The organism is Aeromicrobium phragmitis, from assembly GCF_003674095.1.
Classification (GTDB): Bacteria; Actinomycetota; Actinomycetes; order Propionibacteriales; family Nocardioidaceae; genus Aeromicrobium; species Aeromicrobium phragmitis.
On the sequence record NZ_RDBF01000001.1, the window covers coordinates 87,712 to 113,538 of the forward strand.

Below are 25,827 nucleotides of genomic sequence, written 5' to 3' on the forward strand. Positions count from 1 at the left end.
CTGGAAGGGTGACTTCCTCCCCCGACTGGACCGAGCGGCGTTGGCTGGTGCTCACCGGTGCCGGGGTCTCGACCGACTCGGGCATCCCCGACTACCGCGGTCCGGACGCCCCTCCGCGGGCGCCGATGACCTACCAGGAGTTCATCGCCTCCGAGCGGTCTCGCCAGCGCTACTGGGCACGCGCGCACGTCGGCTGGTCGCACATGCGGGAGGCCGAACCGAACGCCACCCACCTGGACCTCGTCCGTCGTCAGCATCAGGGCCAGCTTCTCGGCCTCATCACGCAGAACGTCGACGGACTGCACGAGAAGGCGGGTCACCGCGACGTCATCGACCTCCACGGCCGCATCGATCGGGTGATCTGCTTGGACTGCGGTCAGGTCACCAGCCGACGCCGGCTCCACGATCGACTGCGCGCCCTCAACCCCGGGTGGGAGGACCGCGAGGCCGAGGTGGCGCCCGACGGCGACGTGCTCATCGACGACACCGGCGACTTCGTCGTCGCACCCTGCGAGAACTGCGGTGGGCGGCTCAAGCCCGACGTCGTCTTCTTCGGCGAGACGGTGCCGAAACAGCGAGTGGCGCGCTGTTTCGACCTCGTCGACCAGGCGAGCCGTGAGGACGCCGCCCTCGTGGTGATCGGCTCCTCGCTGCAGGTGATGAGCGGACTGCGGTTCGTGCGGCGCGCGGCCAAGGACGGTACCGCGATCGTCATCATCAACCGCGGGACGACGCGCGGCGACGACCTCGCCGACGTCAAGATCGACGCCGGCGCGGCCGAGACGCTCACCGCTCTCGCCCTGGCCGGGTAGCTCAGGACAGCTGGCGCAGCCGCACCGTCTCGGGCAGCTCCGCGAGCGCGGTCAGCACCGCGGACGAGACCGCGGCCGACACATCTGTGACCACGTAGCCGAGTTCACCGCGCGTGGCGAGCTGCTGGCCCTCGATGTTCACCCCGTGATCGCCGAGGATCGCGTTGATCGAGGCGAGCACGCCGGGGGCGTTGCGGTGCACGTGCGCGAGGCGGTGCTTCTCGGGGTCCGCCGGCGGATTGAGCTCAGGGAAGGTCACGCTCAGCGAGGTGGTGCCGAAGGCGGCGTACGCGCGCAGCTTGGAGGCGACGAAGCGGCCGATATCCTGCTGCGCCTCTTCGGTCGAACCGCCGACGTGCGGGGTCAGGATGACGTTGGGGAGGCCACGCAGGTCGTTCTCGAACGGGTCGCCCTGGCGCTTGGGCTCGACCGGGAAGACGTCGATCGCGGCGCCGGCGATGTGCCCGAACTCGAGGTGCTCGCGCAGGGCGGCGGTGTCGACCGCGATGCCGCGCGAGAGGTTGAGGAACAGCGAACGCGGCTTCATCCGGCGCATCTCGGCATCGCCGAACAGACCGGCGTTGCCCGGGCGGCCGTCGACGTGCAGCGTGACCACATCGGCGATGTCGAGCAGCTCCTCGAGCGTCGAGCAGCGCTTGGCGTTGCCGAGGGCGAGCTTGTCGTCGATGTCATAGAAGACGACCGACATGCCGAGCGCCTCGGCGACCACCGACAACTGGCTGCCGATGTTGCCGTAGCCGACGATGCCGAGCGTGCGGCCGCGCACCTCGTGGCTGCCGGCGGCCGACTTGTTCCAGACGCCGTTGTGCATCGCCGTGGACTTCTCGTGCAGGCGACGGGCGAGCGAGATGATCTCGGCGACCGCGAGCTCGACGACACTGCGAGTGTTGGAGTAAGGGGCGTTGAAGACCGCGACCCCGTGCCGATTCGTGGCGGCGAGGTCGATCTGGTTGGTGCCGATGCAGAACGCGCCGATCGCCATGAGGTCGGGTGCGTTCTGCAGGACCTTCTCGGTGATGTACGTCGTGGAGCGGATGCCGAGCAGGTGGACGCCCTTGATGGCCTCGATGAGCTCGTCCTCGCCGAGTGCGCGGTCGAGGGTCTCCACCTGGTAACCCTTGCCGCGCAGGAAGTCGGCGCCGTCGGCGTGGATGTTCTCCAACAGCAGGACGCGCACGTCGGTGTCGTCGATCGTGGTGAGGGGCTCGCGGGCCGCCGCGTTCATGGTCGTCATCATCGTCATTTCAGTCGTGCCTCCGGGTCAGCGGTCGATGGGCTGACGCGGGGCCCAGGCGTACGGTCCCGATGTCGAGCAGCCTCATCGCTCCCTGGTGGTCACCCACCTCAACGCCAGTCGCGACCAGGCTGTTCCATGGTAGCGATTCGGCACCGCACACCCAATTCACCTCCGCACGGCGGACACGGAAGCGCGGTGCGCCATCAACCGGCGGGGCGGTGCACCATCAACCGATCGCCCGGTCCTGCGGTGCACCATCAACGTGATCAGCGGCTTGATGGGTTGACCACGCACCGCTCCTCGCGACACGGGACAGCGGCGCCCCGAGCGACCGCCACCGGGCGCCGAACGCCGGCGGTGGGCCGGCGTAGCCGTTCGCGCGGAGCGCGCGGTACACCGCGAGGACGCCGTTGACCGCTGGAGTCTCCCGCGTCAGCTGCACGTAGTCGAGACCCAGGTCGCGGAAGTCGCCGTAACGCGTGATGTCCGTCAGATACTGCGCCCGATCACGTTGGTGCTGCTCACCCTCGTACTCAGCAACAGTGCGCCAGCGCAGATAGGCGAGGTCGCCGATGGCCACCTGGGCACCGGACCGGTCGAGGATCGGCGCGTTGACCGCGGGTGCCGGGAGTCCGGCGAAGGCCAGGCGCATCCGCCACCTCGACTCGGCGATCGAGCGGGCCGCCGCATCGAGGTATCGGCCGATCCACAGGGCCTCGACGGCACCGGCTCGCCACCGCTCGTGCTGCGCCAACTCCCGCACCTCCGCGAGACCCATGTGTCGGCGATGCAGCAACCAGTCACCGATGCAGGCTGCGGTCATGACCGTGCTCTCGGCGCACACGGCGATGAACGCCGCAGCAGGAGTGACGCCGACATCGTCGAGCGGCGGCATGCGATCGGTGCGGTGCAACGTGATGCCGTCGATGCGGACGTGGTGATCGCGGGCGACCACGAAGTGCAAGGGGAACACCGGACCCTCATCGAGACCCAGCTCCTGTAGTCGGCTGAAACCGGTGAGTTGCGCGTCGGCCGGCAGCGCAAGGCGGGCTGCTCGGCGCCAGTCAGGAGGCGACATGAGGTGGTGCTCCCACACCCACACGGCGGGGAACAGTCGGCGCCAGCAGCGGCTCTGTAACTGCCGGTCAGTGAGACCAGCGAGACGGGCTTGCTCGCGAGTGAAGGGACCGCGCGTGAGCGCGACGGGGACGTGAGCACGAGGGGGCACACTCTCACGGTCGCCACTCTCATCGCGACGGGGAAGCCCCGCGCACGGCGATGTGGACGGCCGCGAGCTCCACAGCTACCGCTCAGAAGCGGTGCGTTCTCAACGCATCAGAGCGGCGGGCGGTGCGTTCTCAACGCATCAGACAGGAGCGGTGCGTTCTCAACGCATCAAAGCGGCGGAAAGGTTGGTCACGCACCGCACCTCGAGGGGTTACGTTGACCACGCACCGCCCGGCACGGGGTTACGTTGACCACGCACCGCCCGGCGCAGGGTTACGTTGACCAGGCACCGCGCCTCGCCGGGATTACTGGCCGGCGGTGAAGCGGGCGAGGGCGTCCGCGGGGATCTCCTGGTCGAGGTTGGCGAGGCGGACCTGGCCCTGGGCGATCAGCTTGCCGTCCTGGTTCACCGACTCCAGGCGCCACAGCTGCTGGCTGCGGCCGCGGTGGATCGGAGTGGCGGTCACGGTGATCGTGTCGCCGACCTTGGCCTGGCGGAGGAAGTCCGTCGAGTTGTTCGTGCCGACCACGACGCCCTTGGTACCCAGCCAGATCTGGCCGGCCACGCTCGCGGTCGACTCGTGCACGGAGCAGTAGATACCCCCATGGGGGATGCCGAACGGCTGGAGGTGGTGGTCGCCGATCGTGAACCGGGCAACGACCTTGTCGGGGCCGGTCTCCACATGCTCGACACCGAGCAGGCCGTCCAGGCCGGGAATCTCGCTCATGACCGTGACTGTAGGACGCGTGACGGACGACCCACCACCGGGGTTGGTTTTGATACCCCCTAGGGGTATCATGAAGTCATGACCGACCATGCCTCCCACCCCGGCTACAGCGAGGACAAGCAGAAGGTGCTCAAGCGGCTCGCCCGCATCGAGGGCCAGGTGCGCGGGATCACCAAGATGGTGGAGAACGACACCTACTGCATCGACGTCCTCACTCAGGTCAGCGCCACGACGAAGGCTCTCCAAGCCGTCGCGCTCGTGCTCCTGGAGGAGCATCTGAGCCACTGCGTCGTCGACGCCGCACGGGCTGGTGGTCCCGAGGCGGACACCAAAGTCAAAGAGGCCAGCGACGCCATCGCTCGCCTGGTCCGTAGCTGACGAGAGGAATCCACTCATGACCACATCCACCTACCGCGTCACCGGCATGACCTGCGGCCACTGCGTCGCCGCCGTCACCGAGGAGCTCCAGGCCCTCGACGGCGTCACCGACGTCACGGTCGACCTCGTCGCCGGTGGCACGTCCACCGTCACGGTCGCGAGCGACCAGCCGCTCGACGAGACGGCCGTCGCCGAGGCCGTCGACGAGGCGGGCTACGCACTGGCAGGTCCGCGCGACCTGCCGTTGGCGTGAGCACGATGTCGACGACTCCGACCCAGGAGCAGTACCGCCTCGACATCGGCGGGATGAGCTGCGCGTCGTGCGCCGCCCGGATCGAGAAGAAGCTCAACAAGCTCGACGGCGTCCAGGCCGCGGTGAACTACGCGACGGAGAAGGCGGTCGTCGACGTCACCGCCGGGCTCGACCCGCAGTTGCTCGTGCAGGTCGTGGAGAAGACCGGTTACACCGCGGTCGTCCACGACCCCAAGGCCGGCCGCGACACCTCGCTCGACGACACCGGCCTGCACTCGCCGCGATCGATCCGGCGACGACTCGTCGTGTCGGCGGCTCTCACGGTTCCCGTCCTGCTCGTGTCGATGATCCCGGCGCTGCAGTTCGACTACTGGCAGTGGGTGATGCTCGCCCTCGCCACTCCCGTCGTGGCGTGGGGCGCCTACCCCTTCCACTGGTCCGCCGTGGTCAACGCTCGTCACGGCGCCGCGACCATGGACACGCTCATCAGCATCGGGGTCACGGCGGCCTACGCCTGGTCGCTGTGGGCGATGGTGTTCGGGCACGCCGGCGACCCGGCGATGCGGATGCACTGGACCTGGATCAGCCAGGGCAGCGGGATGGACGAGATCTACCTCGAGGTGGCCTCGGCCGTCACGGTATTCATCCTGGCCGGCAAGTACCTCGAGGCCAACGCCAAGGCACGGTCGAGCGCCGCACTGCGCGCCCTCATGGACCTCGGTGCCAAGCAGGTGACCGTGCTGCGCGACGGACGCGAGGAGCGGATCGATGTCGACCTGCTCGGCGTCGGTGACCGGTTCGTCGTGCGACCCGGCGAGAAGATCGCCACCGACGGCGTGGTGGTCGACGGCCGCAGCGCCGTCGACGAGTCGATGCTGACCGGTGAGTCGGTGCCGGTGGAGGTCGAGCACGGGCGTCAGGTCACCGGTGCGACCGTCAACCGGTCCGGACGACTCGTCGTCGAAGCGATCGCGGTCGGCGGTGACACGCAGCTGGCGCAGATGGCCCGCCTCGTAGAGGAGGCGCAGGAGGGCAAGGCCGACGTGCAGCGGCTCGCCGACCGCGTGTCCGCCTGGTTCGTGCCGGCCGTCCTCCTGCTCGCGGTCGCCACGCTGCTCGCGTGGTTCGCGGTGGCCGGGGTCTCGGCGACCGCCTTCGCGGCGGCGATCGCGGTGCTCATCATCGCGTGCCCGTGCGCGCTCGGACTCGCGACGCCGACGGCGCTGATGGTCGGCACCGGACGGGGCGCGCAGCTGGGCATCCTCATCCGCGGCCCGCAGGTGCTGGAGTCGACGCGGCGGATCGACACCGTGGTGCTCGACAAGACCGGCACCGTGACGACGGGCGCGATGACGGTCGTGGCCGTCGACGCGCTCGGAGACGCGACGCGGTTGCGCAGCCTCGCCGCTTCGGTGGAGAGCGCATCGGAGCATCCGGTCGCCCAGGCCATCGCTCAGCTCGCCGCTCCGCGTCCGGTCGTGGACTTCGAGAATCACGAGGGCTTCGGCGTGAGCGGGGTCGTGGACGGGCAGCGGGTCGTCGTCGGGCGTCCGGCCTGGGTCGCCGAGCAGCTCGGCGTCACCATCGCCGTCCCGGACACGATCGGCACCACGGTCGCGGTCGCCGCTGACGACACCGTGCTCGGGACGCTGACCGTGGCCGACACGATCAAAGCGACGTCGCGCGAGGCCGTCGCGGAACTGCGCGGACTCGGCCTGGAGCCGGTTCTCCTGACCGGCGACAACCAGCGCGTCGCGGAATCGGTCGCGGCCGAGGTGGGCATCGACCGCGTCGTGGCCGAGGTGACACCAGCCGACAAGCTCGACGTCGTGCAGTCGCTGCAGCGCGACGGGCGCGTCGTGGCGATGGTGGGCGACGGCATCAACGACGCGGCCGCGCTCGCCGGAGCCGACCTCGGGGTCGCCATGGGCACGGGCACGGACGTCGCGATGGCGGCCTCGGATCTGACCTTGGTCCGCGGCGACCTGGCGACGGCCGCCGAGGCGGTGCGGCTCGCCCGGGCGACGCTGGGCACGATCAAGGGCAACCTGTTCTGGGCGTTCGCCTACAACGTCGCCGCCATCCCGCTCGCCGCGCTCGGGTTCCTCAACCCACTCGTGGCGGGAGCGGCGATGGCGCTCAGCTCGTTGTTCGTCGTCACCAACTCGCTGCGCCTGCGCCGGTTCGGCTGAGCAGGACGCCACGAGCCCGACGTTCCCACCACGACGGTGGGTCGTCGGGCTCGTGCGTTCGGCTCAGGCCGGTAGCTAGGCTCGACACATGGAATCGGGCCTCGTGGAAATCACAGGGACTCTCGAGATCGACGCGGAGACGACGTTCGATCCCGCGGCGGTCGCCACCGTCAAACTCGCGGACTCCGACGGCGAGGTGTTGGCGGCGGCCGCCTTCGAGGTGGCCGAGATTCCCGCCTCGTTCGCGCTCACCGTAGACGCCTCGGCCGTACCGCGACCGGATCGGCTTTTCCTCTGGGCCCTGGTCCGGGTCGGCAAGGACGGGTGGGGCACCCTCGAACTGGCTCGGGTCAGCGGCGATCACACCACCCTCACCCTCAGCCGCGTCCCCGCCGCCTGAACCGTGCGCTCCTGTGGGACGGCTGTCCTAGGCTCGTCATGTGAACCGTGACCGCGTAATCCCGCCTGAGGACGCGGGCTCCGCGACCACCGAGGTGACGGCTAGGTGGTCGAGTAGCGACCGAGGAACGAGGGAGCGTATCGAGACCACGCCACCCACGCCCGGGCATAGGTGGTCGAGTAGCGACCGAGGAACGAGGGAGCGTATCGAGACCACGTCGCGCCCGATGGCCTCAGCGAACTCTAGGTGGTCGAGCGGCCCCCTGCTCGACCACCGACCGCGTGAGCTCGCGCACGGTGGTCTCGATGCGCCTGCTCGCAGAGCTCGCTGGCTACTCGACCACCCAGAGGGCGGGCTGACGTGCGTGGGCACGGGTGAGTCATGAGGCCCGGTCCTGGCACCCGCGTCACCCATCTCGAGCCGAGCGAGGTGCGCAACGTCGATGCCGGTCCGGTGCTGGGCCGCATCGCCCGGGTCCTGCGCCCCTACCGGAGCAAGATCGGCGCCGTCGCCGCGTTGGTCGTGCTCGCGGCGGTCTTGACGTCCATCGTCCCGTTCCTCACTCGGGCGGTGTTCGACCGCGCGTTGTTCCCCGCGGACGACACGGGGCCGCACCTGACGCTGCTGGCGTGGCTCGTCGTCGCGATGTGCGCGCTGCCCCTCCTCACCGCGTTGCTCGGCATCGCGCAGAACTGGCTCACCTCCACCATCGGCAACTCGGCGATGGCGGACCTGCGCAGCGATCTGTTCGCGCACCTGCAGAAGATGGAGCTGGCGTTCTTCACCGCGACCAAGACCGGTGCGATCCAGTCGCGGCTGGCCAACGACGTCGCCGGGGTCCGCACGGTGCTCACCGATACCGCCACGTCGATCCTGCAGAACTCGGTGACGGTGGCGGCGGCGTTCATCTCGATGGTGATCCTGTCGTGGGAGCTCACGATCCTCACGCTGATCCTCATGCCGCTGTTCATCTGGCTTCAGCTGAAGGTCGGTCGGCGGCGTCAGGTGCTCGCCCGTAAGACCCAGGAGTCGCTGTCGGAGATGACGGCGATCACCGAAGAGGCGCTGAGCGTCTCGGGCATCCTGCTGTCCAAGGTGTTCAGCCGCGGGGACGCGGAGGTCCAGCGGTACCGCGAGGCCAACCGGCAACAGACCCGGCTGCAGGTGCAGCAGGCGATGACCGGCCGCACGTTCTTCGCCACCGTGCAGACGTTCTTCGCCATCACCCCCGCACTCATCTACCTGGCGGCCGGACTGATGATCGCCGGCGGCACCGGTGGGCTGACCGCCGGAACGCTCGTCGCCTTCACCACCGTGCAAGCGCGGCTGCAGATGCCGCTGCTCTCGCTCATGCGGGTGACCCTCGACGTGCAGACCTCGCTCGCCTTGTTCCGCCGCATCTTCGAGTACCTCGACCTCACTCCGGCGATCGTCGATCGCCCCGATGCTCGGCCGCTGCCCGACGTCACGGGGCGCATCGAGTTCCGCGACGTGTGGTTCCGCTACCCCGAGCCCCGGCGGCTCTCGGGTGACACCGCCGGGGACCGCTTCGGCGAAAGCGGCGTGCGTATCGACCGGCCGGTCGAGGACGAGGGCGATGCGCCGCACGAGCAGTGGGCGCTCGCGGGGGTGAACTTCACGGTGGAGCCCGGTCAGCTCGCGGCGATCGTCGGCCCGTCCGGGTCCGGTAAGACCACCGCCACCTACCTCGTGCCGCGCTTCTACGACGTCACGCGCGGAGCGGTGCTGGTCGACGGGCACGACGTGCGCGACGTGACGCAGTCGTCGCTGACCGCCGCGATCGGCATGGTCACGCAGGAGCCGTACCTGTTCCACGGCACGATCCGCGACAACATCGCCTACGCCAGACCCGACGCGAGCGCCGAGGAAATCGAGCAGGCCGCGCGGGACGCCAACATCCACGACCGCATCCTGTCGTTCCCGGGCGGTTACGAGACCATCACCGGCGAACGCGGCTACCGCCTCTCCGGCGGGGAGAAGCAGCGCCTCGCGATCGCCCGCGTGCTGCTCATGGACCCGCAGATCCTCATCCTCGACGAGGCGACCTCGGCGCTGGACACCGAGACGGAGCGCCTCGTGCAGGAGGCCCTGGACCGCGCCACACACAACCGGACCACCATCGCCATCGCCCACCGGCTCTCCACGATCCACAACGCCGACGTGATCTTCGGGCTCGAGGACGGCGTGATCGTCGAGCGCGGAACCCACGCCGAGCTGTTGGAGGCCGACGGCCTCTACGCCCGGCTCTACCGCGAGCAGTTCAGCCGCCGCTCGGCACCGGCACGCTAGCGCTGCCGGCATCGTCGGCCCGTCCGGACTCGATGATCACTGCCATCACACAGCCGGCCTTGAGGAGGGCGAGGGTCCGCTGCGTGATGTCGCGGATCCTGGCGTCGAGGGCGTCGAGGGACGCGTCGATGCCGTCGAGATCGCGGATGGCATCGAGCGCGCGCTGCACATCGGGAATGCGGTAACCGGCTTCTCGGAGCGCGGCGGTGATCCGCGCTTCCCGCACCGCCGCCACCGCATAGCGCCGCGCCGACCCTGACGTCGTCGCGACGCGATCCGGCTGAACGAGACCGCACTTCTCCCAGAACCGCAGCGTGGAGGGGCGCACGTCGAGGGCGAGAGCGAGTTCGGTGATGGTCATGGCGTCCTCGGTGGTCGCCGGGGCCTCGTATCCGGCCTCGTCGCTGATCGACCGCAAGGCTCTGCGTGCCGCGAGTGCCCGCTCCCGTTCGGCGTCGAGCAGCGCGTGGAAGGAACGCACGAGGGCGGCCGCCGCATCGGGATCGAGACGTCGGATGTCGCGCATCGCTCGCCGCGCAGGCACGGGCCCGATGGCCCTGGTGAGGTCGCGATAGGCCCGGAGATCCCGCACGTGGTGCTGCGTGAAACGGCGGTAGCCGTTGTTCGCGCGGAGGGCCGGACTGATCACGCCGATCGCTTCGAGGTCGCGGATCTGTTGCGCCGAGTATCCGGTCGCGGCGGAGACCGAGGCCGTGCTCAGCGCTGCACTCACGGGCTCGGCCACATCACAACCCTCCATAAGCACTTCAACCTCACACTTCAAGTATGACGATCGAACAGATTCGTGCCGTGGCCCGTGCGCTCGACGGTGTACTCGAACTCGCGCCCCGGCCCGGCGACGCGTTTCCGGAGCTGGCTTGGGGTGACTACTTCTTCTACTTCGCACCGGACGGGGCACTCCCGCAGCGCGAGCAACCGTTCGCGACGATCGTGACGAAGGACTACCCCGACGACACCGCGTCGCGACTCGACGGGGAGGGCCGATGGCGGCTCAACATCCACGTCGGGCGGGCGCGATTCGCCGAGCTCCTCGGCGAAAAGCCCAGCGCCGAGCCGACGCGGACGGACTTCGGCACTGTTGACGTCCTCCTTCCGCATCCGGTCTACCGGGCCCAGGGCTGGGTCGCGGTCGTCAACCCGGGGCCACGGACGTCCGAGCTCGCAGTGAGCCTGCTTCGCGAAGCACATACCGCCGCACAGCGTCGCACCCAGCGCCGTCTCGGCGGCTCCGCCGGGTTCGCCTGACGTCCGCGGCCAGTTCAGGGCAACGCGAGTCGCTCGCGCGGGGCTAGGCTTCAGTCATGAGTGACGAGGTGACCTATCTGCTGGTCGACGGCGAGAACATCGACGCGACGCTCGGCCAGTCGATCTTCGGTCGCCGGCCACAGCCGCAGGAACGCCCGCGCTGGGACCGGCTGATCCGGTTCGCCGAGGAGCACTGGGGCCAACCGGTCAAGAGCCTGTTCTTCCTCGCGGTCAACGGCGAATTGCCCATGCCGTTCGTCCAGGCCCTCACCTCGCTCGGATTCCGGCCGGTGCCGCTGTCGGGCGGGCCTGAGGACAAGGTCGTCGACATCGCCATCCAGCGCACGCTCGAGGCGATCGCGCTGCGCAGCGACGACATCATGCTGGCCAGCAACGACGGCGACTTCCTGCCGCAGATCGACGCGCTGGTGCACGGCAGCCGGCGCGTCGGCGTCATCGGCTTCGACGAGTTCCGCAACAGCGGGTTCGCCGCCCTCGAACAGCGCGGCCTGGAGCTGATCGACCTCGAGTACGACGTCGAGGCGTTCAACGTCGACCTACCGCGGCTGCGGATCATCCCCATCGACGAGTTCGATCCGCTCGACTTCCTCTGAGCCGCAGCCCGGCAACTCGCTGAGTGTGACGTTTAGGTGCCGGAACAACCGAAAAGACCGCCCAAACGTCACACTCAGCGTGTACTCAGAGCGCGAGACCGACGTACTTGGTCTCGAGGTACTCCTCGATCCCCTCGTCGCCGCCCTCGCGGCCGAAGCCCGAGGCCTTCACGCCGCCGAACGGCGCCGACGGGTTGGAGACGATGCCCTGGTTGACCCCGACCATGCCCGTCTCCAGCCGTTCGGCGACGGTCATCGCGCGCGAGAGGTTCTCGGAGAACAGGTAGGCGACGAGACCGAACTCGGTCGCGTTGGCCATCGCAATGGCCTCGTCGTCGTCGGTGAACGTGAACACCGGGGCGACCGGCCCGAAGATCTCCTCACGCCAGAGGTCGGCCTCCTGGGGAACCTCGGTCAGCACCGTCGGCGGGTAGAACCAGCCGGTGCCGTCGGGCACCTCGCCGCCGGCGAGCACCTCCGCACCCTTGGCCTTCGCGTCGTCCACGAGCGTCGCGACCTTGGTGCGTTGCTTCTCCTCGGCCAGCGGTCCGACGTCCACACCGTCTTCGGTGCCGTCGCCGACCGTGAGCGCGTTCATGCGCTCGGCGAGTCGGCGGCTGAACTCGTCGGCCACCGACTCGTGGACCAAGAATCGGTTCGCGGCCGTGCACGCCTCACCGACGTTGCGCATCTTGGCGAGCATGGCGCCGTCGACCGCCTTGTCGAGATCGGCGTCCTCGAAGACCAGGAACGGGGCGTTGCCGCCGAGCTCCATGGACACGCGGAGCACACCGTCGGCGCTCTGCTCGATGAGTTTGCGGCCGACCTCGGTGGAGCCGGTGAAGGTGAGCTTGCGCAGCCGCGGATCGCGGATGAGCGGCTCCATGACCTGACTCGTGCTCGTCGTGGTGACGACGTTGAGCACGCCGGCGGGCAGTCCGGCCTCGGCCATGACGTCGGCCAGCCACAGCATCGTCAGCGGGGTGAGCGCGGCCGGTTTGACCACCATCGTGCAGCCGGCGGCCACCGCCGGGCCGATCTTGCGCGTGCCCATCGCGAGCGGGAAGTTCCAGGGCGTGATCATGAGGCAGGGCCCGACCGGCTGCTTCATCGTCAGCAGCCGGGTGGCACCGTTCGGCGCGACCGCGTACCGGCCGGCGATGCGCACCGCCTCCTCGGAGAACCAGCGGAAGAACTCCGCACCGTAGGCGATCTCAGCCTTGCTCTCCGACAAAGGCTTGCCCATCTCGAGCGTCATGAGCAGCGCGAGTTCGTCCGTGCGCTCGGTGATGATGTCGAAGGCCCGTCGCAGGATCTCGCCGCGATCACGGGGCGGCGTCACGGCCCAATCGGCCTGCGCGGCGGCCGCGGCATCCAGCGCCGCTTTGCCGTCGGCGACGGACGCGTCGGCCACCGAGGCGAGGACGTCGCCGGTGGCGGGGTTCTCGACCGGGAACGTCGCGGCGCCCTCGGCGTCGCGCCACTCGCCGGCGACGTAGAGCTGGGTGGGCGTGGAAGGCAGTGCAGCAGTCACAGCGCCCACTCTAGGTCGCCGTCGCGTCGCGCGCCGTCCCCATTCGTGTGACACGGGCGCCTCGGTCGCGTGTTGCGCACCCGATCCCATTGACAGTCCAGTCGGCCTGTGAAACGGTGACGGTCGTCACTACGTGTCATCGAGGAGTCACCATGGCCTTCAGCGGGACGACTGTCCGCTACGAGGCGCGCGACCACCGCGCCTACATCACGCTCAACCGCCCCGAGCGGCTCAATGCGATCACCGCCGAGATGGCGAGGGAGATCGCTGCTGCCGTGGAGGAGGCGAACGCCGACGACGCCGTGCGCGTCATCGTGCTCCAGGGTGAGGGTCGCTCCTTCTGCTCCGGCTACGACCTCAAGGTCTACGCCGAGGAAGGCACCGATCACCAGGGACAGGTGTGGGACCCGATCAAGGACTTTCGCATGATGAAGTCGAACACCGATCACTTCTTCACGCTGTGGCGCTCGGCCAAGCCCACGATCGCGAAGGTGCAGGGGCATGCCGTCGCCGGGGGCAGCGACATCGCGCTCTCCTGCGATCTGGTCGTCATGGCCGAGGACGCCCGGATCGGGTACATGCCCGCCCGCGTCTGGGGCTGCCCCACGACCGCCATGTGGGTCTACCGGCTCGGCGCCGAGCGGGCGAAGCGCATGCTGCTGACCGGCGACACGATCGACGGTGTTCAGGCGAAGGAGTGGGGGCTGGTCATCGACGCCGTGCCCGCCGACGAGCTGGACGACGCGGTCGAGGCCCTGGTCGATCGCATGGCCGGTGTGCCGATCAACCAGCTCGTCATGCAGAAGATGATGATCAACCAGGCCTTCGACAACATGGGCCTGCAGAGCACTCAGAACATGGCGATCCTGTTCGACGGCATCACCCGCCATTCGCCCGAGGGTCGGTGGTTCGTCGACTTCGCCCGGGAGCACGGCTTCGGAGCGGCGGTCCGGTGGCGCGACACCGGGCGGTTCATCCCCGACGGCGGCGGGCCGATCCCCGGCCCCGGGGACATCGCCGCGATGAACGGGGCACACGATACGGAGGCCGGACGATGAGCGCCCTCGCGACGTCGTGGTGGTCGGCGGACACCAGCGCGCCGCTCCTCCCGCTGACCGTCGGTCAGCTCCTGCGTGACGCTGCGGCGAGCGCGCCGGACGCCACCGCGTTGATCTCCGTCGCCCCCGAACGCGAACCCCGGACGTGGACCTACGCCGAATTGCTGGCCGACGCCGAGCATGCCGCCGCGTGGCTGCTCGACCGGTACGAGCCCGGCGAGCACGTCGCGGTCTGGACCCCCAACGTCCCCGAGTGGGTCGTGCTCCAGTACGGGGCCGCGCTGGCCGGCCTCGTGCTGGTCACCGCGAATCCCGCGCTGCGCGGTGCCGAACTGCAGTACGCGCTGGACCGCTCCCACGCTGCGGGGGTGTTCTTCGTCGACAGCTTCCGCGGCACCGACATGGCGTCCATCGTGCGCGGCGTGCTGCCGGAGGCGCCGGAGGTCCGCGAGGCGACCCCGCTCGAGGGCTGGCTCGACGCCATCCGATCCACGCCGCGGCGCGACGCACTTCCCGTCGTCGACCCGGAGAGCCCGACCCAGATCCAGTTCACGTCGGGCACGACCGGCCGTTCCAAGGCGGCGGTCCTGAAGCACGCGGCCATGGTCAACAACGCCATCTACGTCCGCCAGCGGTGCGGAGCCCCGGCCGGCTCGGTCTTCGGCACCGCCCTGCCGCTCTTTCACACCGCGGGCTGCGGCCTCGCGGGCATGGGGACCTTCCAGCAACGGGGCACGTTCGTCCTCGCCGAGGTCTTCGACCCCACGCTGGTGCTGCGGGCGATCGAGCAGCACCGCGTCCAGACGTTCGCGGGAGTTCCCGCGATGCTGCACGCGATGCTGGCCCACCCGGAGCTGGGCGAGTTCGATCTGAGTTCGCTGGACGTCGTCATGTCCGGCGGCGACGCCGTGCCCCCGGCGCTCGCCGACGGCTGGGCGGAGCTGTGTGGAGCCGCGTTCACCGCGGTGTACGGCCAGACCGAGCTGAGCCCGATCATCTGCCAGACGCGGCCGGACGACGCGCGCGACGACAACCTCTTCACCGCCGGCCAGCCCCTGCCGAACGTCGACGTGGCGATTCTCGATCCGCAGTCCGGAGCGGTCCTGCCGGTCGACCACGAGGGGGAGATCTGCGCTCGCGGGTACCAGACCATGCTCGGCTACCTCGACATGCCCGAGGAGACGTCGCGGACGATCGACGCGGAGGGGTGGCTGCACACCGGCGACCTCGGGCGGATGGACGCGCGCGGCTTCGTGACCGTGACCGGCCGCATCAAGGACCTCATCATCCGCGGGGGCGAGAACATCTACCCGCGCGAGATCGAGGAGGAACTGCTCCAGCACCCGGCCGTCGCGGCGGCGGTCGTCGTAGGCATCCAGGATGCGGCCTGGGGCGAGGCCGTCGCCGCTGTCGTCCAGCTGGACGCGCAGCAGCCGGCACCGACGACCGACGATCTTCACGACTTCGTCCGAGAACGCCTCGCCCCGCACAAGACGCCCAAGTCCTGGTACGTGGCGGACGCCCTGCCCACGAACGCCATGGGCAAGCTGCAGAAGTTCCGGGTGAGGGATCAGATCGTCGCCGGCGATCTCACTCCCCTGTGACCGGGCGGTTGAGGGGCTCGGCGGGCCTGGGCCCCTCAGCCGCCGCGGGCGATGGACGTGGTGACAGTAACGTGAGCGGCGTGACCCGCCTGACTCGCAAGGAACAGCTGGCGCGCACACGTGAGCGGCTGCTCGACGCCACCATGGAGTGCCTCGTCGTCCACGGGTACGCCGGCACCACGACGCAGCGCATCCAGGACCTCGCCGGGGTCTCGCGCGGGGCGCTGCTCCACCACTTCGGCTCGAAGTCCGAGCTCCTGGTCGCGGCGATCCATCACATCGCCGGAATCCGGCTCGAGACCTTCACCCGTGAGGTGGCCGACCTGGACGACAGCCCCGCGGCGCTGCGGCGCATGGTCGAGGCGATCCGGGAGATCATGGCCGGGCCGCCGTTCCAGGCCGCGCTCGAGCTCTGGGCCGCGTCCCGGACCGACGAGCAGCTGCGGGAGGCGCTGCTCCCGGCGGAACGCCGCCTCGGCGCCGCGCTACGCGAGCTGTTCGCCCGGCATTCGGGGATCGCGGACCCGGCCGCGGCGTCATTGGCCTTCGAGTCGCTGATGGCGCTCGTCCGCGGTCTGGAACTGACCCGCAACATGCGCGCGGACAGCGCGGTCGCCGACCGGGTCATCGACGACTGGTTCCAGCACGTCGAGGCGCTCCGTTCCTGACAGCAGCACCACCAGACCCCGCTCAGGCTTCCGCGTCGGGACCGTGCCGATCGTGACGGATCTGGCGGACGCGTGAGACGACGAACCAGCAGATCGCCGCGACCACGGCGAGGATCACGAGCCGCTGGAACCAGTCGGCGTAGGGCTCGATCCGATGCCACTGCTCGCCGAGCGAGTACCCCGCCAGCACGAAGATCGAGTTCCAGATCGCACTGCCGAGCGTGGTGAGGACCAGAAACAGCCAGAACCGCATCTGCTCCACCCCCGCCGGCAGCGAGATGAGGCTGCGGAAGATCGGCACCATCCGCCCGAAGAAGACCGCCTTGGCCCCGTGCTTGGCGAACCAGTACTCGGTCTTCTCCAGGTCGCTCACGTTGAGCAACGGGGTGTGCTCGAAGACCCAGAGAGCACGGTCGCGACCGAACAGCCGCCCGAGCCAGTAGAGGATGCAGGCGCCGACGACGGACCCGGCCGTGGTGGCCAACAGTGCGCCCGCCAGCGAGAAGGTGCCCAGACTCGCGGCGAAGCCGGCCATCGGCAGGACGATCTCGCTGGGGATCGGCGGGAAGAGATTGTCCATGCCCACCGCGATGGCCGCCCCGACCAGACCGAGGCGCTCCATGAGGTCGACCATGAACCCGGCGAGGCCGTCGACGTCCTGGCCGTAGGCGGCGTCGGAGGCCGCGACCAGCACGTCGGTAGCGATCACGACGGCGAGCATAACGGGGGTACTGCAGGGTCTCGCCTGGTCGAGAATGGGGTCATGCTTCGCCCACCTCGTCGCATCGCGGTCGCTGGGACGTCCGGGGTCGGCAAGACCACCCTCGCCGCGCGGATCGCCGCGCGGCTCGACGTCCCGCACACCGAGATCGACGCGCTGCATCACGGCCCAGGATGGGTGCCGCGCGAACAGTTTCTCGACGACGTGTGCGCGCTCATCGCCCAGGACGCGTGGGTGATGGAGTGGCAGTACACCGAGGCGCGCCCGCTCATCGCTGAGCGTGCCGAACTCCTCGTCTGGCTCGATCTTCCGGTCCCCCAGCAGATGGCCCGGCTCGTCCGCCGCACGCTCGCCCGTCGGTGGCACCGCAAGGAGTTGTGGAACGGCAACACCGAACCTCCCCTGCGCACCTTCCTCACCGGCCGCGATCACGTGATCCGCTGGGGCTGGCGCACGCGGCACCGGTTGCGGGAGCAGGTCCCCGCGGCGCTCGCCGCTCACCCGCAGCTGCGACTCGTGCACCTTGGCTCCCAACGAGCTGTCGAACGGTGGCTCGCCGAACTCTGATTGCAAAGAGATGTTTTCAAAGCTATCTTTGCAAACATGCGCGCGCATGTCGTCAGTGATCTCGAGACGCTCAAAGCCCTGGCTCATCCCCTGCGGGTCACCGTGCTCGGCGAGTTGCGCAAGCACGGCCCGGCCACCGCCAGCGAGCTCGCTCGGGCGATCGGCGAGTCGAGCGGATCGCTGTCCTACCACCTCCGACAACTCGAGCGGTACGGATTCGTCGTGGACGACGCCTCACGGGACGGGCGGGAACGTCGCTGGCGTGCCGCGCATGACGTCACGACGCTGCCCGACGCGCTGCACGAGACCGCGGAGGGACGGGCCGCCCTCGGCGTCATCAAGAACGTGCAACAGGAGCACCTCACCCGGCAGCTGGCCGCCGCAGAACAGGACCCGGACGGACCGTTCGAGCACTCCGACTACTTCCTCCGCCTCGACCCGCCGGACCTCGAGCAGCTCATGAGGGAGCTGCACGAGGTCGTCGCACGGTATGTCGGCCGCAGCGGCTCCCACGAGATCGCGCTGCACCTCATGGCCCTTCCCGCGGAGGAGCCATGAGCCTGCGGGCGCGTTTCCTCACCATCCTCGCGCTGCGCTGGCTGGCTACCGGCTTGATCATCCCGGTCTCTGTGCTGCTGCCGCTGTCGCGCGGCCTGTCCGTCACCGAGATCGGTCTGGTGACCGCGGCGCAGGGCGTCGTGGTGCTCGTGCTCGAGATCCCGAGCGGCGCGCTGAGTGACAGTTGGGGCCGCCGGCAGGTCCTCATCGCGTCCGCGATCGTCGCCGTGACGGCGTACGTCATCGCGATCAGCGCGCAGGACGTCCTGGCCTTTGCCGCGTCGTGGGCGATGATGGGCATCTTCCGGGCGCTCGACAGCGGTCCCCTCGAGGCGTGGTTCGTCGACGCCGAGCGAGCGCGCGGCGCCGCCGACGAGGTCCCGCGCGGACTCGCCCACGCGGGCACGGTCATGGGCGTCGCGATCGCCGCAGGCTCGCTGGCCTCCGGTGGCTTGGTGTTCGTCGCCGACGACTCGGACGTCGCGCTCGCCGTGCCGTATGTGGCCGCCATCGCGGTCACCCTCGCGCAGGTCGTGGCGGCGCTCGTGGTGATGGACCGGGTTCCGGCTGCCGACCGGTCGGAGCGGAAGGGGTGGGCTCGGACGCTCACGGAGGGCGTCGGCCTCGTGTCCGGTCCCGCGCTGCGGTGGTTCGCCGTCGCGATGGTGTTCAGCGGGATCGGCGTGAGCGCGCTCGAGATGTTCCTGCCGGTGCGGCTCGACGAGTTCAGCGGCGATACCGCCGCGGCCGGGGCGGCGATGGGACCCGTCGCTGCCGGGGCCTGGGCCGTCGGCGGAGCCGGATCGGCCGTCGTCGCGCGCGTTCTGCGCCACCGTTCGGCGGCCTCCCTCGCCCCGGCGCTGGTGGCGATGCAGGCCATCGCACTGCTCGGCATGGCGGTCGCGGGGACCCCGACGCTCCTCGTCGGCGCCTTCTGGGCCGCCTACGCCGTGCACCTGGGGTTCGGCGCCTCGTTCAACTCGCTGGTTCACGAGCGGGTTGACGACGCGCACCGGGCCACGGCGCTGTCGGTGACGTCGATGGCGTTCCTCGGCTCCGGCGCGGCCGGCGGGATCGGGCTCGGCGCCCTCTCCGACGCCGTCCCCCCTCGGCGGCCCTCGCCGCGGGGGCGCTGGCCTTCACGGTCACCGCGTGTCTCGTCGCCGTGGCCGGCCGAGCCGCGACACTCGCGCCCGTCGGGCGCCCCGCAGAAGAACCGTGAGGACTCCCGCTCCCTCCGTGTAAGTCCCGTGAGGATCCGCTGATCGCTCGCCTACCAGACGGTCTCGCGGCCACCCAGGCGAAGCGCCGGATTCTGGAGAAGGCTGGGTGTGAACAATGTCTGCATCCGGTCCGGCATCATCACGGCTTTCACGGCGGTGACGCTCGTTGCTAGAAGAGTGGAGCGCCTGTATCCTTCTGGAGCTCCTCGCCGCGGCCCTGAACCTCGCTGCGGTCGTCCCTCCCTGGCGGCCCGGGCGCCTCCCAGGAGATGATCACACAGCTCGGAACGATGGCCAGATCCGCCACGAGAACGACGAAGACGGCACCAACGAAACGTCGATGCCGCCTTCAGCCGAGCTGGGTCGAGTCTCTCAGTCGTCGTCTCTGATAACGACTGTCTTGCCTCCGAAGTCAGCCACGAGCTTGAGGTGTCCACCTAACCCGTGGATGTATGACTTCAACGTTCCCAGTTCAGCGCTCGTGATCTTGCCGTTCTCGATCGCAGAGACTCGGGGCTGCTTGACGCCCATTGAGCGGGCGACCTTCTCCTGGCTAAGCCCTTGCTGCTTCCGAATCTCAGCGAGCTGATGCGCGAAGCTCTCCTCGCGCATCACCTTCCGTGCGTTGCTGACCCGCTGCTCATCAATGAGCCCGGCGTCAGACGCTTCCTTACGAACTTCCTTCCAAGAGCGAGTCATGGGTGGTTTCCTCGCATTACTGTACGGTGGGGTGGGGCGGGGTACTGCAGGATTGGCTCTCGAATCGTGGTCAACCCTCGAGTTGGTCCAGCCAATCTTGGTATCGCGTTTCCGCGATAGGGATGTTCTTTCTGTACCATCCGGTCGGGTCCGACGTCTTATCACCCGCTGCCAATATGACGGCTTGACGGTTCGGGTCGAAGATGAAGATCAGTCGGATCATGGTGCCGAGGGGCCGCAGCTCTTTTAAGTTATGAAACTTGCTGCCCTTGAGCCGGTCTGCGGCGGGACGCCCCAGGTTCGGCCCGTCGGCTGCGAGCTGGTCGATCGCCGCTGTGACGGCGTCGCCCGTCTCGACCTCGCCAAGGAGCACGACTTCGAACACAACCCCAGCATAACAGGTGGGTTATAATAATGCCAGGGGTATGTCCCTTGACTGGTCGAGGCTCTCGGTAGACCCTCCGCTTTCGTCGGACGAGTGTCTCCCCGACCACAATCGCACCATTCCCCACGGCGGCTGGGGTTTCGTCATTTCCGATCGAGTGACGAAGGCCGGGGCGACCCTGAGCGCTCCCCCACTTCGCCCGTAAGACCCTGGAATCGCAGCGCTGGCGCGGCCACCGTAGAGGTATGCGCACCAGGACCAAGGGCATCGTCGGCATCCTCGGACTCGGATTCGTCACGGCCGCCGGCTTCGGCGCGTGGGCGGGTATCGCCGCGATGACCGCACCGCTCGACACCGTCGGCAAGGTCGAGTTCGACCGCCCGCTCGCCATCCCTCCGCTCGCCGGCTCGACCGTGGAGAAGGGGACGCGGCGCTTCGACCTCACGCTGCGGACGGGGAGCACCGACCTCGGCCGGCAGAACCCGACGCCGACGTGGGGCGTCAACGGCAATCTGCTCGGCCCGACGGTGCGAGCGCAGCGCGGTGAGCGGGTCGAACTCCGGGTGGAGAACCAGCTGCCCGAGACCTCGACGCTCCACTGGCACGGCATGCACCTGCCCGCGGAGATGGACGGCGGGCCGCACCAGCTGGTCGAGCCCGGGCAGACGTGGACGCCGTCGTGGACGATCGATCAACCGGCGGCGACGCTCTGGTATCACCCGCACCTGCACGGGGCGACCGCCGAGCACGTGTACCGCGGCGTCGCCGGGATGTTCCTCATCGACGACCCCGAGGAGGCGGCGCTGGACCTCCCTCGCGAGTACGGCGTGGACGACCTTCCGCTCATCGTGCAGGACAAGTCGTTCGACGACGACGGTGAGTTCGACCTGTCCACCTCGCTGTTCGAATCCGCCGGGATCATCGGTGACACCGTCCTGGTCAACGGCACGCCCGGCGCGTACGCCGACGTGACGACCGAGGCCGTTCGCCTCCGCGTGCTCAACGGCGCGAACGCCCGTCCGTTCAACTTCACCTTCGACGACGGGCGGGCCTTCGACCTCATCGCGACCGACGGCGGCCTGTTGTCATCCCCCGTGCGGCTGACCTCGCTTCAGCTCTCCCCCGGCGAGCGCGCCGAGCTCGTCGTGCGGTTCGCACCGGGCGAGCGAGTGGTGCTGCGCAGTGAGAACAGTGACACTCTCGACACCTTCGCCGGAGGCCGCGACCGGCTCGACATCATGGAGTTCCGCGCGGCGGAGCAGCTCGACCCTGCGCCCGCGGTGCCGACGAGCCTCGCCGAGGTACCGCGGCTCGACCCGAACGATGCCGCGATCGTGCGCACGTTCAGCCTGGCCGGCTCGACCATCAACGGACAGCCGATGGACATGAGTCGCGTCGATGAGGTGGTGACCGTCGGCGACACCGAGATCTGGACGGTCACGAACGCCGACGGTGGCTCCCACAACTTCCACGTTCACGACGTGCAGTTCCAGGTGCTCGACATCGAGGACCGCGAACCTCCGCCGTGGCTCGGTGGATGGAAGGACACCGTCTGGCTGCGCCAAGGCGAGCGCGTCCGGCTGATCATGCGGTTCACCGACTACACGAGCACGCAGTGGCCGTACATGTTCCACTGCCACACGATGCGGCACGAGGACGACGGGATGATGGGGCAGTTCGTCGTCGTGGAACCCGGCGAGACCGCAGGGCCGATCGGCGGCGCGGGCCACGAGCACCACCACTGACGGCACCGGCAGCCGCGGCTCCTCACGGCCTCAGGAGCGTTCAGGGACGCGCATGACGACCACGGCGACATCGTCGCGCGTCGGGCCGCCGGAGTAGGCGACGACGTCCTCGAACACCGCATCGACGACGCTCCTGGCGGACTCGAACGGGCGCCCAAGGACCTCGCGCAGCCGGGCGTCGCCGTAGAACGCGGCACCGTCGCGGCTCTCGGTGACGCCGTCGGTGAAGAGCACCAGCGCATCGCCGGGCCGCAACGCGACCCGCTCGTCGCGGAACTCCGGTGCGTCGAGCACGCCGACGAGTGGACCCTGGCCACCGACCTCCTCGCGGTTCCGGCCCGGCCCGATGAGCAGCGGGCGCGGATGTCCGCCGCTGCTGATCGCCGCCGTCCACCCCTCGGCACCGTGTTGCATCCGCACCATCACGAGCGTGCAGAATCGATCCGTCTCGTGGTGGACCAACACCTCGTTGAGGGCCGAGAGCGCCTTGCTGGGCTCGTGCATGCCGACCACAACCGCGCGGAGCGTGTCGCGGATCAGTGCCGTGAGGATCGCGGCTTCCACGCCCTTGCCGCACACGTCGCCGATGATCGCGACCCAGTCCCCTTCGGCGACCTGGAACACGTCGTAGAAGTCCCCTCCGATCTCGAGGGTGTCCCCGGCCGGCTGGAAGGTCGCGGCGATGTCGAGTTCGGGGATGGCCGGCTCCTTGGGCGGGAGGAGGGTCCGCTGCAGAGTGTGCGCGAGCTCGCGCGCCTGGCGCTCGGAGGCTTCCGCCTGCTGGCGGGCGCGCAACAGTTCACGTTCGTACGTGCGGCGCTCGGTCGCATCGAACAGCACGATCCGGACCACGACGGGTTCGCCGGCCTCGTCGATCTCGAGGTTGGCGTTCACCAATACCGGGATGCGCTGGCCGTCGGCGCGCACGACGTCGAGGGCGATCTCGCGCACGGCGGCCTGCAAACGCAGCATCGGCGCGTAGTGCGTCTCGTGATAGAGCCGGCCGCCAGGGGTCAGCAGGTCGACGAACGATCGCTGCAGCAGTTCGTCGCGCTCATAGCCGGTCCACGTCAGCAAGGTCTGATTGACCTTGACGATCCGCCCGTCCGGAGAGGTCGAGAGGTAACCGCACGGCGCGCGGTCATAGAGCTGCTCCGGATCGTCGTCGAGGAGGGCGTCGAAGAACGCCTCCCGAGCGGACTCGTGCTGGGTCACGGACCGACCGGCGCTCCCTCGGGTTCTGTCGCCCGCACGAACGCTGCGATGGCCGCGGTCGTCTCCTCCGGAGCGCTCAGGTTGGGGCAGTGCCCGGTGGCGTCGAGTTGCACGAGCGTGCTGTCGGGAATCCGGTCGGCGACGTAGCGCCCCACTTCGACCGGAGCGATGACGTCATTGCTGCACTGCAGCACGAGGGTCGGAGTGCTGACCGCTGCCAGGTCGGCCCGGTTGTCGGAGAGGAAGGTGACGCGGGCGAAGGCGCGCGCGATGTCCGGGTCGGTCCGGCAGAAGCTCTCGGTGAGTTCCTGTCCCAGCGCGGGACGGTCGGGGTTGCCCATGATCGCCGGGGCCATGGCCGCCGACCAACCGAGGTAGTTGCTGTCGAGCGAGTCGAGGAGCTCGTGGATGTCCTGCTCGGCGAATCCGCCCACATAGCCTTCGTCGTCGATGTACCGCGGTGAGGGGCCGACGAGGACCAACTTCGCGAAGCGCTCGGGCACCACCCGCTCGGCGAGCACACCGATCATCGCCGACACAGAGTGTCCGACGAACACGACGTCGTGGAGGTCGAGTTCGGTGACGATGCGAACGACGTCGTCGGCGTAAGCCTTCAGCGAGGCGTAGCGATCGAAGTCGTAGGCCGAGGAGTCCGAGTTACCGGCCCCCACGTGATCGAACAGCACCACCCGGAAGTCGTCCTCGAAGGCCGGTGCGACATGACGCCACATGTTCTGGTCGCATCCGAACCCGTGGGCGAAGATCATCGGCTGCCCGTCGGGACGGCCGCTGATGCGCAGGTGGTGTCGCTGTTGGAGGTCCACGCGCTCCACTCTAAACGAGCCCGGCCGTGTGATGGGCGCTCAGACCAGCGCCGCGAGCTCTTCGAGGTCGGCGAAGTCGCACCACTGGCACTCCACGCCCAGATAGTCGGGGTTCAACGTGTCGAATAGGGCGCCGGGACGCTCGCACAGCGGGCAGCGTGCCGATTCACTCGCCGTCTCGAACAGCTCGACGGTGACCAATGCCTGTGCCATAAGCACCTCCTCATGTTTTCAGGCTAGGAGGCACCACCGACAGATCGGGGAGGCGCGATGGTGTGTCGCCCGCCGACCCTCCCCGCACGAGGTCGGTGACCGGCGAGTGGCCACCTCCTCTACTCAGCCACTTGGGAGGTGCAGACACACGCCTCGTTACCTTCGGCGTCGGCGAGCACCCACCAGGAGGGGGCGTACCGATCGGTGACGAGCGTCCCGCCGGCCTCGAGCGCGGCGGCCACACGCTGCTCCGCGTGGTCGATCGGAACATAGACGTCCAAGTGAATCCGGTTGCGCTGCGGGCGCGGTTCGTCCATCTGCTGGAACCACACCGTCGGACCGGATCGGGCCGGGTCGACGAGGTCGGTGTCGTCGTCGGGGTCGTCCTCGTAGCCGAGCACCGCCTTCCAGAAGGGCCGCACCCGAGTCGCATCGATGGCGTCGATGCCGATGGTGATGCACTGTGGGACGGCCTGGTCGGGCTCGAGGCCGAGGTCGTCGGCGAGGCGAGTGATCTCGTTGGCGAGCGCGACGTCCCGCTCGCTCAGTCCGCCGACCTCGCGAGAGGCGAGGCGGACGTGCACGGCGCGGGCGCGCAGATCGATGCCGGGATGGTGGCCGGCGGCCTCCGCCGCCTGATCCACCGCAGCCACGAGGCGCGTTCCCGTCGAGAAACTGTCGGTCGCGAATCGTGCGTGGAGCATTCGGTCCACCACCCGCCAGTGGCGGCCGTCCACCTGTTCCTCGACGACCGCGGGGTCGAGCGCTGCTGCGTCCATGGTCCGAGCGTCGCACGGCGTACTGGGCGGTGCAGCGGTTCAACCCGCCAGGATGCGCTGAAAAAGGATGTGGTCCTGCCAGCGACCCGCGATCTTGAGGTACTCGGGCGCGTAGCCGATACGTTCGAAGCCGGCCCGCACGAGCACCCGCTGCGAGCGTTCGTTGTCCGGGAGCGCCGCCGCCTGCAACCGGTGCAGGCCGAGGCCGTTCCGGGCGTAGGCCGCGAGGTGCTCGACCGCCGCGCTCATGAGGCCGCGTCCCTGGAACCCGGCGTCGGTCCAGTACCCGACGTGGCCGTTGTCGAAGGCACCTCGGACGATGTCGTTGACGTTGAGCGCGCCGATGATGCCGTCGCCGTGAGCGAGCACGAGAGGGATGCGGCGGCCTTGGGCCATCGCGGTGAGCGCCGTCTCGATCCCGTCGAGTTGCCCTTCCTCCGTGTAGTGGGAGGGGTCGCGCTCCGGCTCGTAGGGCGCCAGGTGCTCGCGATTGCGCACCGCGGCAGCAGCCATTGCGGCCGCGTCGGCCGGCTCGACCACCCGCAGCACGACCCCGTCATCGAGCGCGATGGGAAACACCATGCGGCGAGTGTAGG

General features: G+C 69.1%; 28 protein-coding genes and 1 riboswitch. Of the genes, 15 read left to right on the forward strand and 13 right to left on the reverse strand.

Annotated features, from left to right (window positions below):
• Positions 1-8 precede the first annotated feature (8 nt).
• Positions 9-812, forward strand: coding sequence for an NAD-dependent protein deacetylase (locus tag D9V41_RS00405; RefSeq protein WP_121792568.1), 804 nt, complete (start codon positions 9-11; stop codon positions 810-812).
• 1 nt (position 813) lies between these two features.
• Here the strand turns inward: D9V41_RS00405 and serA are convergent, their stop codons facing one another.
• The 3 genes from serA to D9V41_RS00420 form a co-directional block, all read right to left on the reverse strand.
• On the reverse strand, positions 814-2,067 hold the full coding sequence (serA, locus tag D9V41_RS00410) for a phosphoglycerate dehydrogenase (RefSeq protein ID WP_243697097.1): 1,254 nt from the start codon (positions 2,065-2,067) through the stop codon (positions 814-816).
• Between the two features lie 45 nt (positions 2,068-2,112).
• A riboswitch (ZMP/ZTP riboswitch) is annotated at positions 2,113-2,201 on the reverse strand.
• A 95-nt stretch (positions 2,202-2,296) separates the two neighbouring features.
• Complete coding sequence (locus D9V41_RS00415; protein ID WP_133434064.1) at positions 2,297-3,148, reverse strand: hypothetical protein; 852 nt, start codon at positions 3,146-3,148, stop codon at positions 2,297-2,299.
• Positions 3,149-3,602: 454 nt separating this feature from the next.
• Positions 3,603-4,025, reverse strand: a complete 423-nt coding sequence (locus D9V41_RS00420) for a PaaI family thioesterase (RefSeq protein ID WP_121792570.1) — start codon at positions 4,023-4,025, stop codon at positions 3,603-3,605.
• A gap of 78 nt (positions 4,026-4,103) precedes the next feature.
• On the opposite strand from D9V41_RS00420, the gene D9V41_RS00425 reads away from it, so the two are divergent.
• The 5 genes from D9V41_RS00425 to D9V41_RS00445 all read left to right on the forward strand — a co-directional run bounded on the left by D9V41_RS00425 (position 4,104) and on the right by D9V41_RS00445 (position 9,558).
• On the forward strand, positions 4,104-4,403 hold the full coding sequence (locus tag D9V41_RS00425; RefSeq protein ID WP_121792571.1) for a metal-sensitive transcriptional regulator: 300 nt from the start codon (positions 4,104-4,106) through the stop codon (positions 4,401-4,403).
• A gap of 16 nt (positions 4,404-4,419) precedes the next feature.
• Positions 4,420-4,656 carry a heavy-metal-associated domain-containing protein gene (locus D9V41_RS00430; RefSeq protein ID WP_121792572.1) on the forward strand — a complete coding sequence of 79 codons (237 nt, stop codon included), beginning with the start codon at positions 4,420-4,422 and terminating at the stop codon, positions 4,654-4,656.
• A gap of 5 nt (positions 4,657-4,661) precedes the next feature.
• Positions 4,662-6,848 (forward strand): heavy metal translocating P-type ATPase, encoded by a 2,187-nt coding sequence (locus D9V41_RS00435; RefSeq protein ID WP_121792993.1) that lies wholly within the window; start codon positions 4,662-4,664, stop codon positions 6,846-6,848.
• Positions 6,849-6,936: 88 nt separating this feature from the next.
• The gene (locus D9V41_RS00440) at positions 6,937-7,248 is read left to right on the forward strand and encodes a YbaY family lipoprotein (protein WP_121792573.1); all 312 of its coding nucleotides are present in this window, start codon (positions 6,937-6,939) and stop codon (positions 7,246-7,248) included.
• Positions 7,249-7,629: 381 nt separating this feature from the next.
• Positions 7,630-9,558 (forward strand): ABC transporter ATP-binding protein, encoded by a 1,929-nt coding sequence (locus D9V41_RS00445; RefSeq protein WP_121792574.1) that lies wholly within the window; start codon positions 7,630-7,632, stop codon positions 9,556-9,558.
• Here D9V41_RS00445 and D9V41_RS00450 read toward each other — a convergent pair.
• Positions 9,530-10,303, reverse strand: a complete 774-nt coding sequence (locus tag D9V41_RS00450; protein WP_208006669.1) for a MerR family transcriptional regulator — start codon at positions 10,301-10,303, stop codon at positions 9,530-9,532. The genes D9V41_RS00445 and D9V41_RS00450 overlap by 29 nt on opposite strands.
• Before the next feature lie 41 nt (positions 10,304-10,344).
• On the opposite strand from D9V41_RS00450, the gene D9V41_RS00455 reads away from it, so the two are divergent.
• Together D9V41_RS00455 and D9V41_RS00460 are read left to right on the forward strand one after the other, a co-directional pair.
• Positions 10,345-10,824, forward strand: a complete 480-nt coding sequence (locus tag D9V41_RS00455; RefSeq protein WP_121792576.1) for a DUF6194 family protein — start codon at positions 10,345-10,347, stop codon at positions 10,822-10,824.
• A 56-nt stretch (positions 10,825-10,880) separates the two neighbouring features.
• Positions 10,881-11,438, forward strand: a complete 558-nt coding sequence (locus tag D9V41_RS00460; protein ID WP_121792577.1) for an NYN domain-containing protein — start codon at positions 10,881-10,883, stop codon at positions 11,436-11,438.
• A gap of 85 nt (positions 11,439-11,523) precedes the next feature.
• Here D9V41_RS00460 and D9V41_RS00465 read toward each other — a convergent pair whose 3' ends face one another.
• Positions 11,524-12,972 (reverse strand): NAD-dependent succinate-semialdehyde dehydrogenase, encoded by a 1,449-nt coding sequence (locus tag D9V41_RS00465; RefSeq protein ID WP_243697098.1) that lies wholly within the window; start codon positions 12,970-12,972, stop codon positions 11,524-11,526.
• Positions 12,973-13,124: 152 nt separating this feature from the next.
• Here D9V41_RS00465 and D9V41_RS00470 point away from each other — a divergent pair, with 152 nt between their 5' ends.
• The 3 genes from D9V41_RS00470 to D9V41_RS00480 all read left to right on the forward strand — a co-directional run bounded on the left by D9V41_RS00470 (position 13,125) and on the right by D9V41_RS00480 (position 16,302).
• A complete protein-coding gene (locus D9V41_RS00470; protein ID WP_121792579.1) occupies positions 13,125-14,030 on the forward strand; it encodes a crotonase/enoyl-CoA hydratase family protein in 906 nt (301 codons plus the stop codon).
• The gene (locus D9V41_RS00475) at positions 14,027-15,634 is read left to right on the forward strand and encodes a class I adenylate-forming enzyme family protein (protein WP_121792580.1); all 1,608 of its coding nucleotides are present in this window, start codon (positions 14,027-14,029) and stop codon (positions 15,632-15,634) included. The genes D9V41_RS00470 and D9V41_RS00475 overlap by 4 nt, the downstream gene beginning before the upstream one ends.
• Before the next feature lie 80 nt (positions 15,635-15,714).
• Entirely contained in the window at positions 15,715-16,302 is a 588-nt protein-coding gene (locus D9V41_RS00480; protein ID WP_208006670.1) for a TetR/AcrR family transcriptional regulator, read from the forward strand.
• A 22-nt stretch (positions 16,303-16,324) separates the two neighbouring features.
• Here the strand turns inward: D9V41_RS00480 and D9V41_RS00485 are convergent, their stop codons facing one another.
• Positions 16,325-17,011, reverse strand: coding sequence for a DedA family protein (locus D9V41_RS00485; RefSeq protein WP_243697099.1), 687 nt, complete (start codon positions 17,009-17,011; stop codon positions 16,325-16,327).
• Positions 17,012-17,065: 54 nt separating this feature from the next.
• Between D9V41_RS00485 and D9V41_RS00490 the strand changes: the two genes are divergently transcribed.
• The 3 genes from D9V41_RS00490 to D9V41_RS00500 are packed head-to-tail and all read left to right on the forward strand — an operon-like array spanning position 17,066 to position 19,413.
• On the forward strand, positions 17,066-17,590 hold the full coding sequence (locus D9V41_RS00490) for a P-loop NTPase family protein (RefSeq protein ID WP_121792582.1): 525 nt from the start codon (positions 17,066-17,068) through the stop codon (positions 17,588-17,590).
• A 36-nt stretch (positions 17,591-17,626) separates the two neighbouring features.
• Positions 17,627-18,148 carry a helix-turn-helix domain-containing protein gene (locus D9V41_RS00495; protein ID WP_121792583.1) on the forward strand — a complete coding sequence of 174 codons (522 nt, stop codon included), beginning with the start codon at positions 17,627-17,629 and terminating at the stop codon, positions 18,146-18,148.
• A complete protein-coding gene (locus tag D9V41_RS00500) occupies positions 18,145-19,413 on the forward strand; it encodes an MFS transporter (RefSeq protein ID WP_121792584.1) in 1,269 nt (422 codons plus the stop codon). Before D9V41_RS00495 ends, D9V41_RS00500 begins: the two co-directional genes overlap by 4 nt.
• 330 nt (positions 19,414-19,743) lie before the next feature.
• Here D9V41_RS00500 and D9V41_RS00505 read toward each other — a convergent pair whose 3' ends face one another.
• Together D9V41_RS00505 and D9V41_RS00510 are read right to left on the reverse strand one after the other, a co-directional pair.
• A complete protein-coding gene (locus D9V41_RS00505) occupies positions 19,744-20,070 on the reverse strand; it encodes a helix-turn-helix domain-containing protein (protein ID WP_121792585.1) in 327 nt (108 codons plus the stop codon).
• A 70-nt stretch (positions 20,071-20,140) separates the two neighbouring features.
• Complete coding sequence (locus D9V41_RS00510) at positions 20,141-20,455, reverse strand: type II toxin-antitoxin system RelE/ParE family toxin (protein WP_121792586.1); 315 nt, start codon at positions 20,453-20,455, stop codon at positions 20,141-20,143.
• Between the two features lie 245 nt (positions 20,456-20,700).
• On the opposite strand from D9V41_RS00510, the gene D9V41_RS00515 reads away from it, so the two are divergent.
• On the forward strand, positions 20,701-22,200 hold the full coding sequence (locus D9V41_RS00515; protein WP_121792587.1) for a multicopper oxidase family protein: 1,500 nt from the start codon (positions 20,701-20,703) through the stop codon (positions 22,198-22,200).
• Between the two features lie 30 nt (positions 22,201-22,230).
• Here D9V41_RS00515 and D9V41_RS00520 read toward each other — a convergent pair whose 3' ends face one another.
• From D9V41_RS00520 to D9V41_RS00535, 5 genes are all read right to left on the reverse strand, one after another.
• The gene (locus tag D9V41_RS00520) at positions 22,231-23,415 is read right to left on the reverse strand and encodes a PP2C family protein-serine/threonine phosphatase (RefSeq protein ID WP_121792588.1); all 1,185 of its coding nucleotides are present in this window, start codon (positions 23,413-23,415) and stop codon (positions 22,231-22,233) included.
• Entirely contained in the window at positions 23,412-24,239 is an 828-nt protein-coding gene (locus D9V41_RS00525; RefSeq protein ID WP_243697100.1) for an alpha/beta fold hydrolase, read from the reverse strand. The genes D9V41_RS00520 and D9V41_RS00525 overlap by 4 nt, the downstream gene beginning before the upstream one ends.
• Before the next feature lie 39 nt (positions 24,240-24,278).
• Positions 24,279-24,452, reverse strand: coding sequence for a hypothetical protein (locus tag D9V41_RS17650; RefSeq protein ID WP_166375842.1), 174 nt, complete (start codon positions 24,450-24,452; stop codon positions 24,279-24,281).
• A 119-nt stretch (positions 24,453-24,571) separates the two neighbouring features.
• Positions 24,572-25,231: a VOC family protein gene (locus D9V41_RS00530; protein WP_121792589.1), complete on the reverse strand. Its 660-nt coding sequence runs from the start codon at positions 25,229-25,231 to the stop codon at positions 24,572-24,574.
• Positions 25,232-25,270: 39 nt separating this feature from the next.
• Complete coding sequence (locus D9V41_RS00535) at positions 25,271-25,813, reverse strand: GNAT family N-acetyltransferase (RefSeq protein WP_121792590.1); 543 nt, start codon at positions 25,811-25,813, stop codon at positions 25,271-25,273.
• Positions 25,814-25,827: the final 14 nt, after the last annotated feature.

Excerpts from the sequence above, each read along its gene's own strand:
- D9V41_RS00530 (WP_121792589.1), bottom strand. The coding sequence starts at position 25,231 with ATGGACGCAGCAGCGCTCGACCCCGCGGTCGTCGAGGAACAGGTGGAC.
- D9V41_RS00425 (WP_121792571.1), top strand. The coding sequence starts at position 4,104 with ATGACCGACCATGCCTCCCACCCCGGCTACAGCGAGGACAAGCAGAAG.
- D9V41_RS00445 (WP_121792574.1), top strand. The coding sequence starts at position 7,630 with ATGAGGCCCGGTCCTGGCACCCGCGTCACCCATCTCGAGCCGAGCGAG.
- D9V41_RS00500 (WP_121792584.1), top strand. The coding sequence starts at position 18,145 with ATGAGCCTGCGGGCGCGTTTCCTCACCATCCTCGCGCTGCGCTGGCTG.
- D9V41_RS17650 (WP_166375842.1), bottom strand. The coding sequence starts at position 24,452 with ATGGCACAGGCATTGGTCACCGTCGAGCTGTTCGAGACGGCGAGTGAA.
- D9V41_RS00435 (WP_121792993.1), top strand. The coding sequence starts at position 4,662 with ATGTCGACGACTCCGACCCAGGAGCAGTACCGCCTCGACATCGGCGGG.
- D9V41_RS00460 (WP_121792577.1), top strand. The coding sequence starts at position 10,881 with ATGAGTGACGAGGTGACCTATCTGCTGGTCGACGGCGAGAACATCGAC.
- D9V41_RS00470 (WP_121792579.1), top strand. The coding sequence starts at position 13,125 with ATGGCCTTCAGCGGGACGACTGTCCGCTACGAGGCGCGCGACCACCGC.
- D9V41_RS00535 (WP_121792590.1), bottom strand. The coding sequence starts at position 25,813 with ATGGTGTTTCCCATCGCGCTCGATGACGGGGTCGTGCTGCGGGTGGTC.
- D9V41_RS00495 (WP_121792583.1), top strand. The coding sequence starts at position 17,627 with ATGCGCGCGCATGTCGTCAGTGATCTCGAGACGCTCAAAGCCCTGGCT.
- serA (WP_243697097.1), bottom strand. The coding sequence starts at position 2,067 with ATGACGACCATGAACGCGGCGGCCCGCGAGCCCCTCACCACGATCGAC.
- D9V41_RS00490 (WP_121792582.1), top strand. The coding sequence starts at position 17,066 with ATGCTTCGCCCACCTCGTCGCATCGCGGTCGCTGGGACGTCCGGGGTC.
- D9V41_RS00515 (WP_121792587.1), top strand. The coding sequence starts at position 20,701 with ATGCGCACCAGGACCAAGGGCATCGTCGGCATCCTCGGACTCGGATTC.
- D9V41_RS00505 (WP_121792585.1), bottom strand. The coding sequence starts at position 20,070 with ATGACTCGCTCTTGGAAGGAAGTTCGTAAGGAAGCGTCTGACGCCGGG.
- D9V41_RS00455 (WP_121792576.1), top strand. The coding sequence starts at position 10,345 with ATGACGATCGAACAGATTCGTGCCGTGGCCCGTGCGCTCGACGGTGTA.
- D9V41_RS00430 (WP_121792572.1), top strand. The coding sequence starts at position 4,420 with ATGACCACATCCACCTACCGCGTCACCGGCATGACCTGCGGCCACTGC.
- D9V41_RS00475 (WP_121792580.1), top strand. The coding sequence starts at position 14,027 with ATGAGCGCCCTCGCGACGTCGTGGTGGTCGGCGGACACCAGCGCGCCG.
- D9V41_RS00415 (WP_133434064.1), bottom strand. The coding sequence starts at position 3,148 with ATGTCGCCTCCTGACTGGCGCCGAGCAGCCCGCCTTGCGCTGCCGGCC.
- D9V41_RS00420 (WP_121792570.1), bottom strand. The coding sequence starts at position 4,025 with ATGAGCGAGATTCCCGGCCTGGACGGCCTGCTCGGTGTCGAGCATGTG.
- D9V41_RS00440 (WP_121792573.1), top strand. The coding sequence starts at position 6,937 with ATGGAATCGGGCCTCGTGGAAATCACAGGGACTCTCGAGATCGACGCG.